The 12,815-nt window shown below is 68.8% G+C and carries 13 protein-coding genes; 9 read left to right on the top strand and 4 right to left on the bottom strand.

Annotated elements, in window-relative coordinates:
• Position 1 precedes the first annotated feature (1 nt).
• From ACZ5TV_RS04725 to ACZ5TV_RS04695, 7 genes are all read left to right on the top strand, one after another.
• Positions 2–1,150 carry a mechanosensitive ion channel family protein gene (locus tag ACZ5TV_RS04725; RefSeq protein WP_379780406.1) on the top strand — a complete coding sequence of 383 codons (1,149 nt, stop codon included), beginning with the start codon at positions 2–4 and terminating at the stop codon, positions 1,148–1,150.
• Entirely contained in the window at positions 1,147–2,457 is a 1,311-nt protein-coding gene (locus ACZ5TV_RS04720) for a mechanosensitive ion channel family protein (protein WP_379780408.1), read from the top strand. Before ACZ5TV_RS04725 ends, ACZ5TV_RS04720 begins: the two co-directional genes overlap by 4 nt.
• Positions 2,454–3,014 (top strand): HemK2/MTQ2 family protein methyltransferase, encoded by a 561-nt coding sequence (locus ACZ5TV_RS04715; RefSeq protein WP_379780410.1) that lies wholly within the window; start codon positions 2,454–2,456, stop codon positions 3,012–3,014. The genes ACZ5TV_RS04720 and ACZ5TV_RS04715 overlap by 4 nt, the downstream gene beginning before the upstream one ends.
• 63 nt (positions 3,015–3,077) lie before the next feature.
• The gene (locus ACZ5TV_RS04710; protein ID WP_379780412.1) at positions 3,078–4,079 is read left to right on the top strand and encodes a 5-methyltetrahydropteroyltriglutamate--homocysteine methyltransferase; all 1,002 of its coding nucleotides are present in this window, start codon (positions 3,078–3,080) and stop codon (positions 4,077–4,079) included.
• The gene (locus ACZ5TV_RS04705; RefSeq protein ID WP_379780414.1) at positions 4,079–5,152 is read left to right on the top strand and encodes a methionine synthase; all 1,074 of its coding nucleotides are present in this window, start codon (positions 4,079–4,081) and stop codon (positions 5,150–5,152) included. The genes ACZ5TV_RS04710 and ACZ5TV_RS04705 overlap by 1 nt, the downstream gene beginning before the upstream one ends.
• A 215-nt stretch (positions 5,153–5,367) precedes the next feature.
• Positions 5,368–5,952: an NAD(P)/FAD-dependent oxidoreductase gene (locus tag ACZ5TV_RS04700; protein ID WP_379780416.1), complete on the top strand. Its 585-nt coding sequence runs from the start codon at positions 5,368–5,370 to the stop codon at positions 5,950–5,952.
• An 864-nt stretch (positions 5,953–6,816) separates the two neighbouring features.
• Positions 6,817–7,566 carry a sugar phosphate isomerase/epimerase family protein gene (locus ACZ5TV_RS04695; protein ID WP_379783893.1) on the top strand — a complete coding sequence of 250 codons (750 nt, stop codon included), beginning with the start codon at positions 6,817–6,819 and terminating at the stop codon, positions 7,564–7,566.
• Between the two features lie 60 nt (positions 7,567–7,626).
• On the opposite strand, the gene ACZ5TV_RS04690 is transcribed toward ACZ5TV_RS04695, so the two are convergent.
• From ACZ5TV_RS04690 to ACZ5TV_RS04680, 3 genes are all read right to left on the bottom strand, one after another.
• On the bottom strand, positions 7,627–8,601 hold the full coding sequence (locus ACZ5TV_RS04690) for a DUF7547 family protein (RefSeq protein WP_464384163.1): 975 nt from the start codon (positions 8,599–8,601) through the stop codon (positions 7,627–7,629).
• Between the two features lie 50 nt (positions 8,602–8,651).
• Positions 8,652–10,034: a GNAT family N-acetyltransferase gene (locus ACZ5TV_RS04685; protein ID WP_464384162.1), complete on the bottom strand. Its 1,383-nt coding sequence runs from the start codon at positions 10,032–10,034 to the stop codon at positions 8,652–8,654.
• An 81-nt stretch (positions 10,035–10,115) separates the two neighbouring features.
• Positions 10,116–11,201 (bottom strand): NADH:flavin oxidoreductase/NADH oxidase, encoded by a 1,086-nt coding sequence (locus tag ACZ5TV_RS04680; RefSeq protein WP_464384161.1) that lies wholly within the window; start codon positions 11,199–11,201, stop codon positions 10,116–10,118.
• Positions 11,202–11,340: 139 nt separating this feature from the next.
• Here ACZ5TV_RS04680 and ACZ5TV_RS04675 point away from each other — a divergent pair, with 139 nt between their 5' ends.
• On the top strand, positions 11,341–11,502 hold the full coding sequence (locus tag ACZ5TV_RS04675; RefSeq protein WP_379783763.1) for a hypothetical protein: 162 nt from the start codon (positions 11,341–11,343) through the stop codon (positions 11,500–11,502).
• 98 nt (positions 11,503–11,600) lie between these two features.
• A complete protein-coding gene (locus tag ACZ5TV_RS04670; RefSeq protein ID WP_464384160.1) occupies positions 11,601–12,203 on the top strand; it encodes a hypothetical protein in 603 nt (200 codons plus the stop codon).
• 26 nt (positions 12,204–12,229) lie between these two features.
• On the opposite strand, the gene dpsA is transcribed toward ACZ5TV_RS04670, so the two are convergent.
• On the bottom strand, positions 12,230–12,778 hold the full coding sequence (dpsA, locus tag ACZ5TV_RS04665) for a DNA starvation/stationary phase protection protein DpsA (protein ID WP_379783280.1): 549 nt from the start codon (positions 12,776–12,778) through the stop codon (positions 12,230–12,232).
• Between the last annotated feature and the right edge of the window lie 37 nt (positions 12,779–12,815).

Here is a 12,815-nt window from a genome sequence, read left to right as displayed (position 1 = left end):
GATGGAGGGGTTCGTCGCCGCGACGGCGATCGGGGCCCTCCCTGATGTCGAGCAGCTCGTGTCGGGGAATCTCACTCGAATCGCGGTCTCGGCGGCGATCGTCGCCGTCGTGCTCGGGGTCCGGTACACCACCGACCGGCTGAAACGCCGGAACGGCGAGCTGACGTCGAAAAAACGGCTGCTGCTCTCGACGACGGTCGCCGGGACGACCGCGGCCGGCGTGTTGGGGCTGCTCGTCGTCTGGGAACGCAGCGGCGCGCTCGTCGACGCGTACGAGGCCGCGGCCATCGCCGACCACCTCTCGAACATCGTGCTCGCGGTGGTGTTGTTGGCGAGCGCGTACGCGGTGACGGACTTCCTCGGCGGGGTCATCCGCGAGCTCTCCGTCGAGAGCACGGCGATCTCCGAGCATCAGGAGGAGGTGCTGCGTCGTATCGTCCAGCTCAGCGTGTACACCGTCGTCGCGCTCGTGATCGTCGGCCTGTTCACCGACAACGTCGGTAGCCTCCTCGTCGGGGCCGGATTCCTCGGGATCGTCGTCGGGATGGCCGCTCGACAGACGCTCGGCGCGGTACTCGCCGGCTTCGTGCTGATGTTCTCGCGGCCGTTCGAGATGGGCGACTGGGTCGAGATCGGCGAACACGAGGGGACGATCACGGAGATCTCGATCATCAACACGCGGCTCCGGTCGTTCGACGGGGAGGTCGTGACGGTCCCGAACGACCAAGTGCGCTCGGAGCCGGTCGTCGACCGTTCGCGCCGGAACCGGCTCCGGATCGGGATCGACGTCGGCGTCGACTACGACACCGACATCGAGCACGCGGCGGCGACGATCGAGGCGGCAGTCGCCGACGTCGACGGTATCGCCCGGATGCCGGAGCCGAACGTGGTGACGAAGCGGTTCGCGGACTCTGCGGTCGTTCTCGGCGTGCGCTACTGGATCACGAACCCGAGTATGCGTAAGCGATGGCGCACACAGACCGCCGCGATGAACGCGATCAAGGCCGATCTGGAGTCGACGGGGATCACGATCCCGTTCCCACAACAGACGCTGTCGGCACGCCCCGACGAGCTCGGCGTCCGGATCGACTCCGAGGCCGGGCGGAATCGCGCCAGCGCCGACACGCCGGACGCGGAGGGATCTGAATGACCGCCGTGTCGGCCGTATCGCTCCCGGGCGGCGGCACGGATCTCGTCGCCGTCACCGACACGGCGTGGGCGCTCGGCGCGCAGCTGCCGTGGCACTGGCAGTGGGCGTTACGGGTCCAGCGATGGGTCGACACCACGGGCGCACAGTACCTCGCCACGCTCGGTACGCTCGTCGCTTTCGCGCTCGTCGTCGCGGTCGTGTTCGGCGCGGGTCGGCCTCTCCGCGACCGGTTCGGTGCCGACACGGTCGGTGCCGTCCAGTGGATACTGGTAACGGTGGTGTCGGTCGTCTTCAGCGCGTTCCTCGTCGCCGTGTGGCGGCTGACGGGGGAGGTCGAGTCGGCGTTCGAGTTCGTCGCCGTCGGGCCGGAGGCGGTGGTCCGCGCGCTTGTGACGCTCATCGCGCTCGCGGCCGCCTACTCGCTGACCCGGCTGACGAAGCGCTCGGTGAAACGCGGGGTCTCTCGGGGTGCCATCTCCGAACACCAACGGGAGGTAGTCCATCACCTCGCGCAGATCACGGTGTTTATTCCCGTGATCGGCTTCGTGGTGGCGCTGTGGGGGATCCCGGTCCGTAACCTGTTCCTCGGCGCGGGTGCGCTCGGGATCGTCGTCGGGTTCGCGGCCCGACAGACGCTCTCCGGCGCGCTCTCCGGCTTCGTGATCCTGCTTGCCCGCCCGTTCAAAGTGGGCGACTGGGTGCGGGTCAGCGGTCGCGAGGGGATCGTCACCGACGTGACGCTGTACAACACGCAGCTCCGGACGTTCGACGAGGAGCACGTGCTCGTCCCGAACGACCAGGTCACCGGCGACGAGGTGGTGAACTACACTAACACCGATCGGCTCCGGATCACGACAGACGTCGGCGTCGATTACGACTGCGACGTAGGACGGGCCGCGAGCGTCGCCACCCGGACCATGGCGGAGCTCGACGCAGTCGCCGACACGCCCGACCCCGACGTGGTTCGGCACGCGTTCGGCGACTCCGCGGTCGTTCTCCGGCTTCGTTACTGGATCGAGCCGGCGACGATCCAGCGGAAGTGGCGGGCGCAGAACGCGGTGATAGAGAGGGTCAAGACGGCGTTCGAGCGGGAGGGGATCGACATCCCGTTCCCCCAGCGGGCGGTGTCGGACCGCCGTGCGGGCGTCGATGTGGAACCGGACGCCGCGGCTCGTCCGGACGAAGTCGCGTCGACGGCCGCCGCTCCCGCGGACGCTGAAGACACCGCGGACGACACTGCGGACGACACCGCGGACGACACGGACGACACCGCGGATGACACGGACGACACCGGTGATCGCCGATGACCGGGCTCGACCGCGAGCAGCCGGACGTGTACCGGCCGGCCGAGGACTCCGGGTTGCTGGCGGACGCGGCGATCGAGGTCGCACACGGGCGGGTGTTGGAGGTCGGCACCGGGTCCGGGTGGGTCGCCGAGCGGATCGCCGAGGAGCGTGGGCTCCGCGTCGTCGGCAGCGATCGCAACCCACACGCGGCCGCCGAGGCACGCGACCGGGGCGTCGACGGGGTCGTCGCCGACCTGGTCGCCCCGTTCCGCGACGACGCGTTCGACACGGTGTGTTTCAACCCGCCGTACCTCCCGACGGACCCCGAGAACGAGTGGGACGACTGGATGGAACACGCCCTGTCGGGCGGCGAGACCGGACGGGCGGTGATCGAGCCGTTCGTCGCCGAGGTCGGTCGGGTGCTCGCGCCCGGCGGAGTCGTCCTGCTCCTCGTCTCGTCGCTGACGGGGTATGACGCGGTGATCGACTTGATCGAGGGTGCGGGTTTCGACCACGAGGTCGTCCGCGAGGAGTCGTTCCCGTTCGAGTCGCTGTCGGTGCTCGCGCTCCGGCAATGAGATAACTGTAGGTCATAAATTGTATTAGCAAATATTATACGTCGACATATCGAACCACGGGTGATGACCGAACGAGTCGCGGCCACGCCGGGGGCGTACCCGCTCCCCGACTGGGCGAAAGAGACCCTCTCGGACCTGAAAGGCCACCAGAAGGGCGACCTGTTGAGTGGCGACGAGGACGACGCGATCGTCGAGGCGTACGACGACGTTCGCGCCGAGCTCGTCGAGGACCAGCTCGACGCCGGCCTCGACCGCGTCGTCGAGGGACAGGGACGCTGGGACGACATGATCGCTCACCCCCTGACCGTTCACGACAACGTCGAGACCGGCGGTATCGTGCGCTACTACGACAACAACAACTTCTATCGCGACCCGCGCGTGACCGGCGATCTCGGCTTCTCCGGCGACGTCGCCGCCGAGCTGGAGGCTGCGAGTGACGTCCTCTCGAGGGGCGCGCCGCTCGCGGCGACGCTGCCGGGGCCGTACTCGCTCGCCGACCTCGCGACCGACGAGCACTACGGCGATACGGCCGAGTTCCAGGCCGCCATCGCTGAGTTTCTCGCCGGGGAGGTCGAGGCGTTCCCCGACCACGAGACGCTGTTCCTCTTGGAGCCGTCGCTGGTCGAGAACCCGCCGGCGGAGGGGACGGAGGAGCGGGCGACCGCCGCGATCCGGACGGTCGCCGACGCGACCGACGCCGACGTGGTCGTTCACACGTACTGGGGCGCGCTCGACGAGAAACTGTACGCCCACCTCGTCGACGAGACGGGCGCGGACGCGCTCGGGTTCGACCTCGTCGCCGGCGACCGAGACGACACCGTCTACAACGTCCAGGAGTACGGCGCGACCGACTCCGTCGCGCTCGGGCTGGTCGACGGCCAGAACACGCTCGTCGAGGACGCCGAGACGATCGCGGAACGCGTCGAGTGGTTCGAAGGGCAGGTCCCGGCCGCCGAGTTCGACACCACGTACCTGAGCTCGAACACGGAGCTGTTCTACCTCCCCTCGAACAAGTACCGCGAGAAACTGGCCGCGCTGGCCGCGGGCACGGAGGTGCTCGCGTAATGGCCCGGACTCCCGACGCCAACCGCGCGCAGTTCCGCCCCGCCGACCACCCGAACGACACGTTCCTGCTCACCACCGTGGTGGGGTCGTACCCCAAGCCCAAGTGGCTGAACCGCGCCGACGAGCTCGTCGACGACCCCGACTCGAAGTTCGACGAGAACGACTTGGCGGAGGCACACGACGACGCCTGCCGGCTCATCACACACGAGCACGAGCGCGCCGGGCTCGACACGGTCGTCGACGGCGAGATGCGCCGCAACGAGATGGTGGAGTTCTTCGCCGAGCGGATCGACGGCTACGAGTTCAACGGCCCGGTGAAGGTGTGGGGCCACAACTACTTCGACAAACCCTCGGTCGTCGAAGAGGTCGAGTACGACGAGCCGTGGCTGGTCGACGAGTTCGCGTTCACGACGAGCGCCGCGGAGAAACCGGTGAAGGTACCCATAACCGGGCCGTACACGCTCGGGTTCTGGGCGTTCAACGAGGCGTACCCCTCCACCGAGGAGCTCGTGTACGACCTCGCGGATCTCGTGAACGAGGAGGTCGAGAAGCTCGTCGAGGCGGGCGCTCGCTACATCCAGATCGACGAGCCCGCGCTGGCGACGACGCCCGAGGACCACGCCATCGTCGGCGAGGCGCTCGAACGCATCGTCTCGGGTATTCCGGAGGACGTCCGGATCGGCCTTCACGTCTGTTACGGCGACTACTCGCGGATCTACCCCGAGATCAACGACTACCCGATCGACGAGTTCGACGTCGAGCTGTGTAACGGCGACTACGAGCAGATCCCGACGTTCCAGGAGCCCGAGTTCGAGCCCGACCTCGCGCTCGGCGTCGTCGACGCCCACACCGCCGAGATCGAACCGGTCGAGGAGATCAAAGCGAACATCCGCCAAGGGCTTCGGGTCGTTCCCCCGGAGAAGCTCACCGTCTCGCCCGACTGCGGGCTGAAACTGCTCCCCCGCGAGATCGCGTACGGCAAGACGGAGAACATGGTGACCGCGGTCCGCGAGATCGAAGCCGAGATCGACGCCGGCGAGATCGACCTCGAGAACCCGCTCGCGGACGACTAACCGGTCGACCACGAACGACTGATCGGTCGACCACGAACGACTGATCGGTCGACCACGAACGACTGATCGGTCGACCACGAACGACTGATCGGTCGACCACGACTCGCACGCGCTCGCACCGCGCGTCACACGCGGCAACGGCCCGCGTCGGCCCCGGCTGCAGCTGACACTACTGTTACCGCGGTTTTATTCCCGTCGCAGTGAAACAAACGCCCATGACGAACGTCATCGTCGTCGGCGGCGGTCCCGCCGGCCTCAGCGCGGCACTGTTCACGGCGAAGAACGGCCTCGACACGACCGTCTTCGACACGGACGGGACGTGGATGCACAAGGCGCACCTGTTCAACTATCCGGGGATCGGCTCCGTCGACGGGAGCGTGTTCGTCGAGACCCTCCGCGACCAGGTCGACGACTTCGGCGTCGAGCGACACGACGCGGAGGTGACGGCCGTCGAGTCTGTCGACGACGGCTTCGCCGTCTCCGCGGCCGACGAGACACACGAGGCGACCTACGTCGTGCTCGCGACGGGCGCGAGCCGTGACCTCGCGGAGTCGCTCGGCTGTGCGTTCGGCGAGGACGACACGGTCGACGTCGGCGTCGATATGGAGACCAGCGTCGAGAACGCGTACGCGACCGGCGCGATGGTCCGCGCCGAGGAGTGGCAGGCGGTCATCGCCGCGGGCGACGGTGCCGCGGCCGCCCTCAATATCCTCTCGAAGGAGAAGGGCGAACACTTCCACGACTTCGATGTCCCCGCGGACGCCGAGCGCGTACTCGGCTCGCTCGTCGACGACGAGTAACACGGCCGCTCCCTGAAGACCGTGTATTGAGTGATACCGGGAGTGAGTATCGCAATACGCGTGATCGGTTGTTTATAAGTGGTGAAGCGGTGTTGCTGGCGGCTGTTTATAAGTAGTCGTGTATGGATCGGCGGTGGTGAACACCGTCAAAGTCCCAGTCGCTCGCTTATAAGTCGTTGCTGGCGGATCGGTAGTGAACATCGCCAAAGCCCCAGTCGCTCGCTTATAAAGCGGTGACTGTGATCCGGCGGAGAACACCTCCAAAGCCCCAGTCGCGAGGACGCCGCACGCTCGCTGTCGTTCGAAAATCGGAGATTTTCGTGATGACGAAAGAGCTTCGCTCTTTCGAACCACGCTCCTCAGTCACTCACTTCGTTCGTTCCTTGCGGTGTCGCCGGCGGCTCTGCCGCCGGCTGCCCGTGGCGCGTAGCGCCACGCCGCTTACGTCGTCATCAGAACGCAAAGCGTTCTGATTGGCTCACGAGAGCGTCGCTCTCGTGAACGCCTGCGGCGTCCTCGCGACTGCCCCTTTGAGTCCCGCCCCGCAACCGCACCTCACGCCTCCCCAGCCTCGTCGCTGGCGCCGTATACGGCGCCAGCGACTCCAGGGAGGGACCAGCGGTCCCTCCGGCAGCCGGCGCGTAGCGCCGGCGACCTCGCACCGTCGGTTCGCGGCCCGCCGGGCCGCTCACCGGGGCGCGCCACCGCATCGTTCATTTATGAGTAGTCGTCGCTGCCGCTCATACACCGTTTAAATACGATCTCGTTGCTCTCGGGTTGAGAGACGTACCCCCGATATCGATCACCGTCCCCACCGCTCTCGGACCCTTCGTTTTTAAGTCGACGCCGGGTCAGTCGGTCGGTATGGAGATCGGGGTGACCGTCGGCGTCGATGTCGACCGTGCCGCGGCGTCGCCGGCGGCGTTCGACTTCATAGAGCTCGGAGTCGGCGCGTCGAGCCTGCCGCCGGAGTCGATCGATCCCGACCGACTCGACCGGGCGCTCGATGGTCGCGACCTGCTCGTTCACCTGCCGTACAGCCAGCTGTTAACGAGCTACGCCGACGAGGTGAACGACGCCATCGTCGCGTATCAACGCCGGCTCTTGCGGGCGGTCAGCGATCTCGGCGCGGAGAAGGCGGTGTTACACGCCACCTCCGCCGACCGCGACGACGTCGACTTCCGCGACGTCGCCGCCGACCAGCTCGCCCGGGTCGCCGAGGCGGGGCGGGAGGCGGGCGTCGAGGTCGTCGTCGAAAACGTCGGCCACCAGCACAAGGGGCTCCAACTGTCCGTGCTCGGCGACATCGCCCGCGAGACCGACACCCCGATCTGCTTCGATGTCGGCCACGCCTACATGGAAGGCGGGGACAAGGCGATACGCCGGTTCCTCCGCAGTCACGCCGACCGCGTCTCACACCTCCACTGTCACGACGTGCGTCGCCGCGGCGACACCCACATCCCGGTCGGTGCGGGCGAGGTGGATTACGAGGCGTTCAGCGCCGAACTGTCGGGGTTCGACGGCACCGTCGCGCTGGAAGTGTTCACCGACGACGACGCGCTGCTGCTCGACTCGGCCGACCGCGTGGCCGACCACCTCGGCGCGGAGTGGTGAGAGCCGACACTGCCCGACCGGGCGTCCCGGTCCCGTTTTGCGCCCCCGGTTCCCCGATGATCAGTTCCCGTCGTCGCGATCGGCCGGTGGGTCGCGGTCCGGGTTTTCGCCGTCGCCGTCCACGGCACCGCTGTCGCGGTCCGCGCCGCCGCTGTCGCCGTCCGCGCCGCCGCTGTCGCCGTCCGCGTCGCTTTCCTCGTCGACCGCGTCGAGCTGGCGTTTGATCGAATCGAGCTCGGACTCGACGTCGACTTCGGGGGCGTCGTCGACCTCGTCGTCCGTCCCGCTGCTCGCGTCGTCCCCCTCGTCGGTCGATCGGTCGCTCTCGCGGTCCCTCCGTTCGGTGTCCGGATCGGTGACGTCGATGCGAACCGCGCCGTCGCGGTGGTCCCGGTCGTCACGCCCCCGCCGACCCTCGCGCCGGTCGGACTCGCCACGGCCGCGTCGGTCCGGGTCCCGGGCGGAATCGGCCCGTCGTCGCCCCTCCTCGATCCGCGATTCGATCTCCGCGGTGAGGTCGCGGGCGTCCTCGATGATCGAGCGCGAGGCGGCCTCTTCCGGGAGGTCGGCCTCGGCGAGCGCGGTCCGGAGCTCCGAGAGCGAGCGGGCGAGTCCCTCGGTCGCGCCGTCGCGCACGTCGTTCAACCGGTCGGCGGTCCCGCCCGTGACCTCGCGGGCGTCGCGCTCGGGATCGAGCAGCCGAAGCGTGCCCTGGACCAGCTTCAGCGACTTGATCGTCGTCTCCAGCAAGGCGATCACCGTCGGGATCGTGTACTGCTCGGTGAACCGGACGAGCTCCGAGAGCCGCGGCGGCCGAGGGAGGTCCGGCGTCCGGGGCGAGTCGGTCCGTCTCGGGCCGGTACGTCGCGGGTCGTCGTCCCGTCCCCGGCGAGGAGTCGACGGCCCGGACCCGGAGCGTCGACGCCCGTCGCGTTCGCTCGCCCGGAGGTCGGCACGGAGCCTCGAGAGCACGTCCTCGAGCTCGTCGAGGCGCTCCTCGAGGTCGTCGTCTCGCGGTCGGTCGCGGGAACTCATACACACCCGTACGGGGTCGGGAGGTAAAAAGCCAGTCAGCGCCGTCCCCGTCAGAACCCCTCGCGGAGGAACGTCCGTCGGGGCGGAAGGAGAGCGCGGAGGTCGTCGAGCGCGCTCCGCGTGGCCCCCGCGTCCCCCGCAGTCACTTCGTCGTCCCCCGCAGTCACTTCGTCGTCGTCCCCCGAAGCGTCGTCGTCCCTCTCGTCGTCAGCCGTTCCTCGACGCGTGAGATCGCCGAACTCCGTCGCCTCCCCGACAGAGTGGTACCCCGCGTACAGCTGCGAGAGGGTGCCGATCCCGACGCGCAGGTCGGCATCGGGCGCGTCGTCGCCCTCGCCCCCGGTCGTCGACGCCCCGAGCGTTTCGACCGAGACGCGCCCGTCCTCGACGGCGATCAGGAACGTCCGGTCGTTCCACGCGGCCAGCGGGTCGTCGACGGCGAGGGTGACCGAGCCGTCGAGCCGCGGGTCTGGAGCGATCGACTCGAACGCGCCGGGGACGTCGACGAGGCGGAACATCGGTCCCGTCCGCGACTCGACGGTGACCTCACGGGGGTCCGCGACCCGGTCCTGGAGGTTCGCGTCGGGCGGCGCGCGGATCCGGACGGTCCCGACCTGCGAGTCGTGATCCCGGCAGAACCGGAGGGCGTGAAGCCACGCTTCTTCGTCGACCGCGGCGACGTCGCGGACGGTCATCACCCGCTCGTCGCCGGACCCGTCCTCGAACGTGTACGACCAGAACGCGCGTAGCTCGCCGTCGCGCTCCCACCCGTACACGAACGGGTCGGTCTTCCATCCGCGAAGGGTGCGTTCGCGCCACCACGCCTCGGTTCGTGCCATCGTGAAGTCGTAGCGGTCGGCCATCGCCGACAACACCGACCGTGCAGCCGCGTGGTCGTCGGCGTCGAGCCGCCGAAATCGGCCGGTCGGGCCGCTCGCCCCGCTCGTCCCGCCCGCCCCGCTTCGCCGATCCGCCTCGGTCGCTCTCGCGATCGCGCCGTCGACGAACCGGAGCTGTTCGGGCGGGGTTTCGACGTGACGATATCGGCTCACGGTTGCCCAGCCGTACTTGCGGTAGAACCCGTACTCGAAGGGCCACAGCACCGAGAACTGGACCCCGTCCTCGCGGTACTCCGAAAGCGACTCACGGAGGAGGCGCTCGACGTTCCCCTGGCGACGGTGTTCGGGCGGCGAGGCGACCGCTGAGAGGCCGGCAGCCGTCCGGTCCGCACCGCGGATCCGCAGCGAGAACTCGTGGTGGCCACACACCGCCACGGGGTCGTCGCCGTCGAACAACCCCCGGTAGTCGGCGAGGTGTTCGCGATCGTCGTCCTCGTTCTCCGGGTCGTACGGGCCCTGCTCGGGGGAGAACGCGTATCGCATGAACGCTCGGAACTCGTCCTCGCGCTCCTCGGGGAACGGTCGGTACTCCATGCGTCGACCCCTCGACGGGGCGGAATAAGCGTTCTGGGAGCGTGTGAACAGCTGGCTCCCTCGTACGGGTCGGCGACCGGACTACCTGAACTGCCCGCGCCGATACTGGACGGGCCACTCGACGTCCGCGCCGAGCTCGTGCGCCGCCTCCAGCGGCCAGTAGGGGCGACGCAGCAGCTCGCGGCCCAGCGCGACCAGGTCCGCCCGCCCGTTCCGCACTAGCGCGTCCGCGTGGGTCGGTTCCGTGATCCCGCCCACCGCGGCGACCGGCACGTCCGTCCCCTCGCGGATCGCCTCCGCGTACGGCACCTGATAGCCGGGGCCCGTACTCGGCAGCTGCTGATCGGGATGGATCCCGCCGCCGGAGACGTCGATCAGGTCCGCGCCGGCGTCCGCCAGCAGCGGTGCGAGCCGGACGGAGTCGTCGACGTCCCACGAGTCGCGGTCGTCGATCCAGTCGGTCGCGGAGATCCGGACGAACACGGGCTTCCCCGTCGGCCACACGTCCCGGACCGCCGCGACGACCTCCCGGAGCAGCCGCGTTCGGTTCTCGAAGCTCCCGCCGTACTCGTCGTCGCGGCCGTTCGTCACGGGCGAGAGGAACTGATGGAGGAGGTAGCCGTGTGCGGCGTGGACCTCCGCGACCTCGAACCCGGCGTCGAGCGAGCGCTCGGCCGCGTCGCGGAACGCCGCCGTCACGGCCGCGATGTCGTCGGCGTCCATCCGCCGGGTCGCCGCCGGGTCGTCGTCCGGGTACGGCTCGTCGGTCGCCGAGATCGTCTCCCAGCCCTCGGGGTCGTCGGGGGTGAGCGCGTCGCCGCCCTCGAACGGTGGGGCGTGTGACGCCTTTCGCCCGGCGTGAGCGAGTTGGATCCCCGGCGTCGCACCCTGTGACCGAACGAACGAGACGATCGGCTCGATCGCCTCGGCGTGATCGTCCGACCAGATCCCGAGGCAGTCCGGCGTGATCCGCCCGCGCGGTTCGACCGCGGTCGCCTCCGTCATCACCAGCCCCGCGCCGCCCGCCGCGCGCGTGCCGAGGTGAACCCGATGCCAGTCGTTCGCCATCCCGTCGTCCGCCGAATACTGGCACATCGGCGACAGCATCACTCGGTTCCGGATCTCGGTGTCGCGCAGCGTGAACGGCGTGAAAAGCGAGTCGGTCATCGGCGGACACACGCCGCCCGCGGGCTAAGATGATCCGGTACCCGACGTGGCTCGCCGCGACCGCTACGGCGAAATCGGATCCGATCCCGGTTTAGGCCGACCGAAACCTATAACCCCACCGACCCCCGAGCGGATGACGATGAGTACCGGAGAACGCGTCGGACGCGACCCGGACGCCACGGTCGACGCCCGGCCGACCGTCGCGGCCAGCCACACCTCGCCCGACCGCACCGTCTTCACCGAACAGGGGAACACCGACGCGTGGATCGCGACCGACCTGACGGTCGAACTCGAGCGGTGACCCACACCCTCGATCGCTGACTCACTCCCTCGATCGCCGACCGCCGGACACCGCGCTCGCCGGAACGTTCATCTCGCTCGCGACCGCTAGCGCGGACGATGCCCTCCACGCCACGAGAGAGCCCCCGCTATCGGGACGTGTTCCGGACGGCGGTCGTTCCGTTCTGTACGATCTGGTTTCCGAGCGTCCACTACCTCACCCGGAACCTCTCGACGGCATCGTTGTACCCGCACGTCGAGCCGACGGCGTCGACGTACGCCCGCTGGGGACTCGCCGCGCTTGCCCTCTCGACCGTGATCGGGGTCGCTACCGGATACCTCGTCCAACGGGTCGTCGTCGTCCCTTCCAACGACACGAACGTTTCTACCGCCCACCCCGACGACCCGCTGTTCTGGCGCGCCCTCCTCCTCGACGGTCGCACGCTCCGTGTGTACCTCTCGTTCGTCGGCGTGATCGGCCTCTGGGCGGTCGCGAACGTCGCTGGCGTCGGTCCCGGGACGGTTGCCGCGTTGCTCACGCTGCTCGTGGTCCCGTTCGCGCTTCCGATCCTCCTCCTCGCGCCCCTCGCGATCGGCTCGCACGCGGCCGTCGTCGTCGGGCTCGGTGCCGTCGCCCCCTGGACCGCGGTGCTGGCGCGGCTGTTCGTCGAGCACGTGCCCCGGGCTCGCGGGGACCGGGCTTCGAAAGAACCAGTGGACTGAGACGGCCCGCGGGACCGGCGATCCGGCTACTCGAGCGTCCCCTGGGTGACGAGGGTGTCGTCCTCCAGGTAGTGCTCGATGTGGTGGCCGTGTTCCTCGACGTCCGCGAGGACGTCACGCAGCAGCTCCTCGGTGTTGTAGTCGCCGAGGTTGTTGGCGAGCTGGATGTGCTCGCGGAGCTGCTCCGTGATGTCGCCGAACACCTCGAGGTCGTTCTCCAGCGAGGTCCGGATGTCGTAGGCGTCGGGCCCTTCCGGGCTCACGGGCGCGTGCTCCTCGTAGTTCGCGCCGCCCGACAGCGGCACGCCGCCGAGCGCCTGCGCGCGCTCGGCGAGCACGTCGGCCCCCTCCTCGAGGTCCCCGGCGACTTCGCCGAGGTAGACGTGGATGTCGCGGAACTCCGCGCCCTCGACGAGCCAGTGGTGCTTTTTCACCTGGTGGTACAGCACGTACGTCGCCGCGAGGTCCGTGTTGAGCGCGTCGACGAGCTGCTCCGCTTTGTCCTCGGGGATCCGGAGCGCTTCGCTCTCGTGGACGTCGCCGTACCGCTGACGGGCTTGCTTTTGGGTGCTCATAACGATCGTATGTACGCTCGCCACCCACTTAACTGTT

It is taken from the genome of Halorubrum tibetense, from assembly GCF_055396225.1.
Note: the sequence above shows the minus strand (reverse complement) of the source record. Positions and strands in the feature narration are given on the sequence as shown.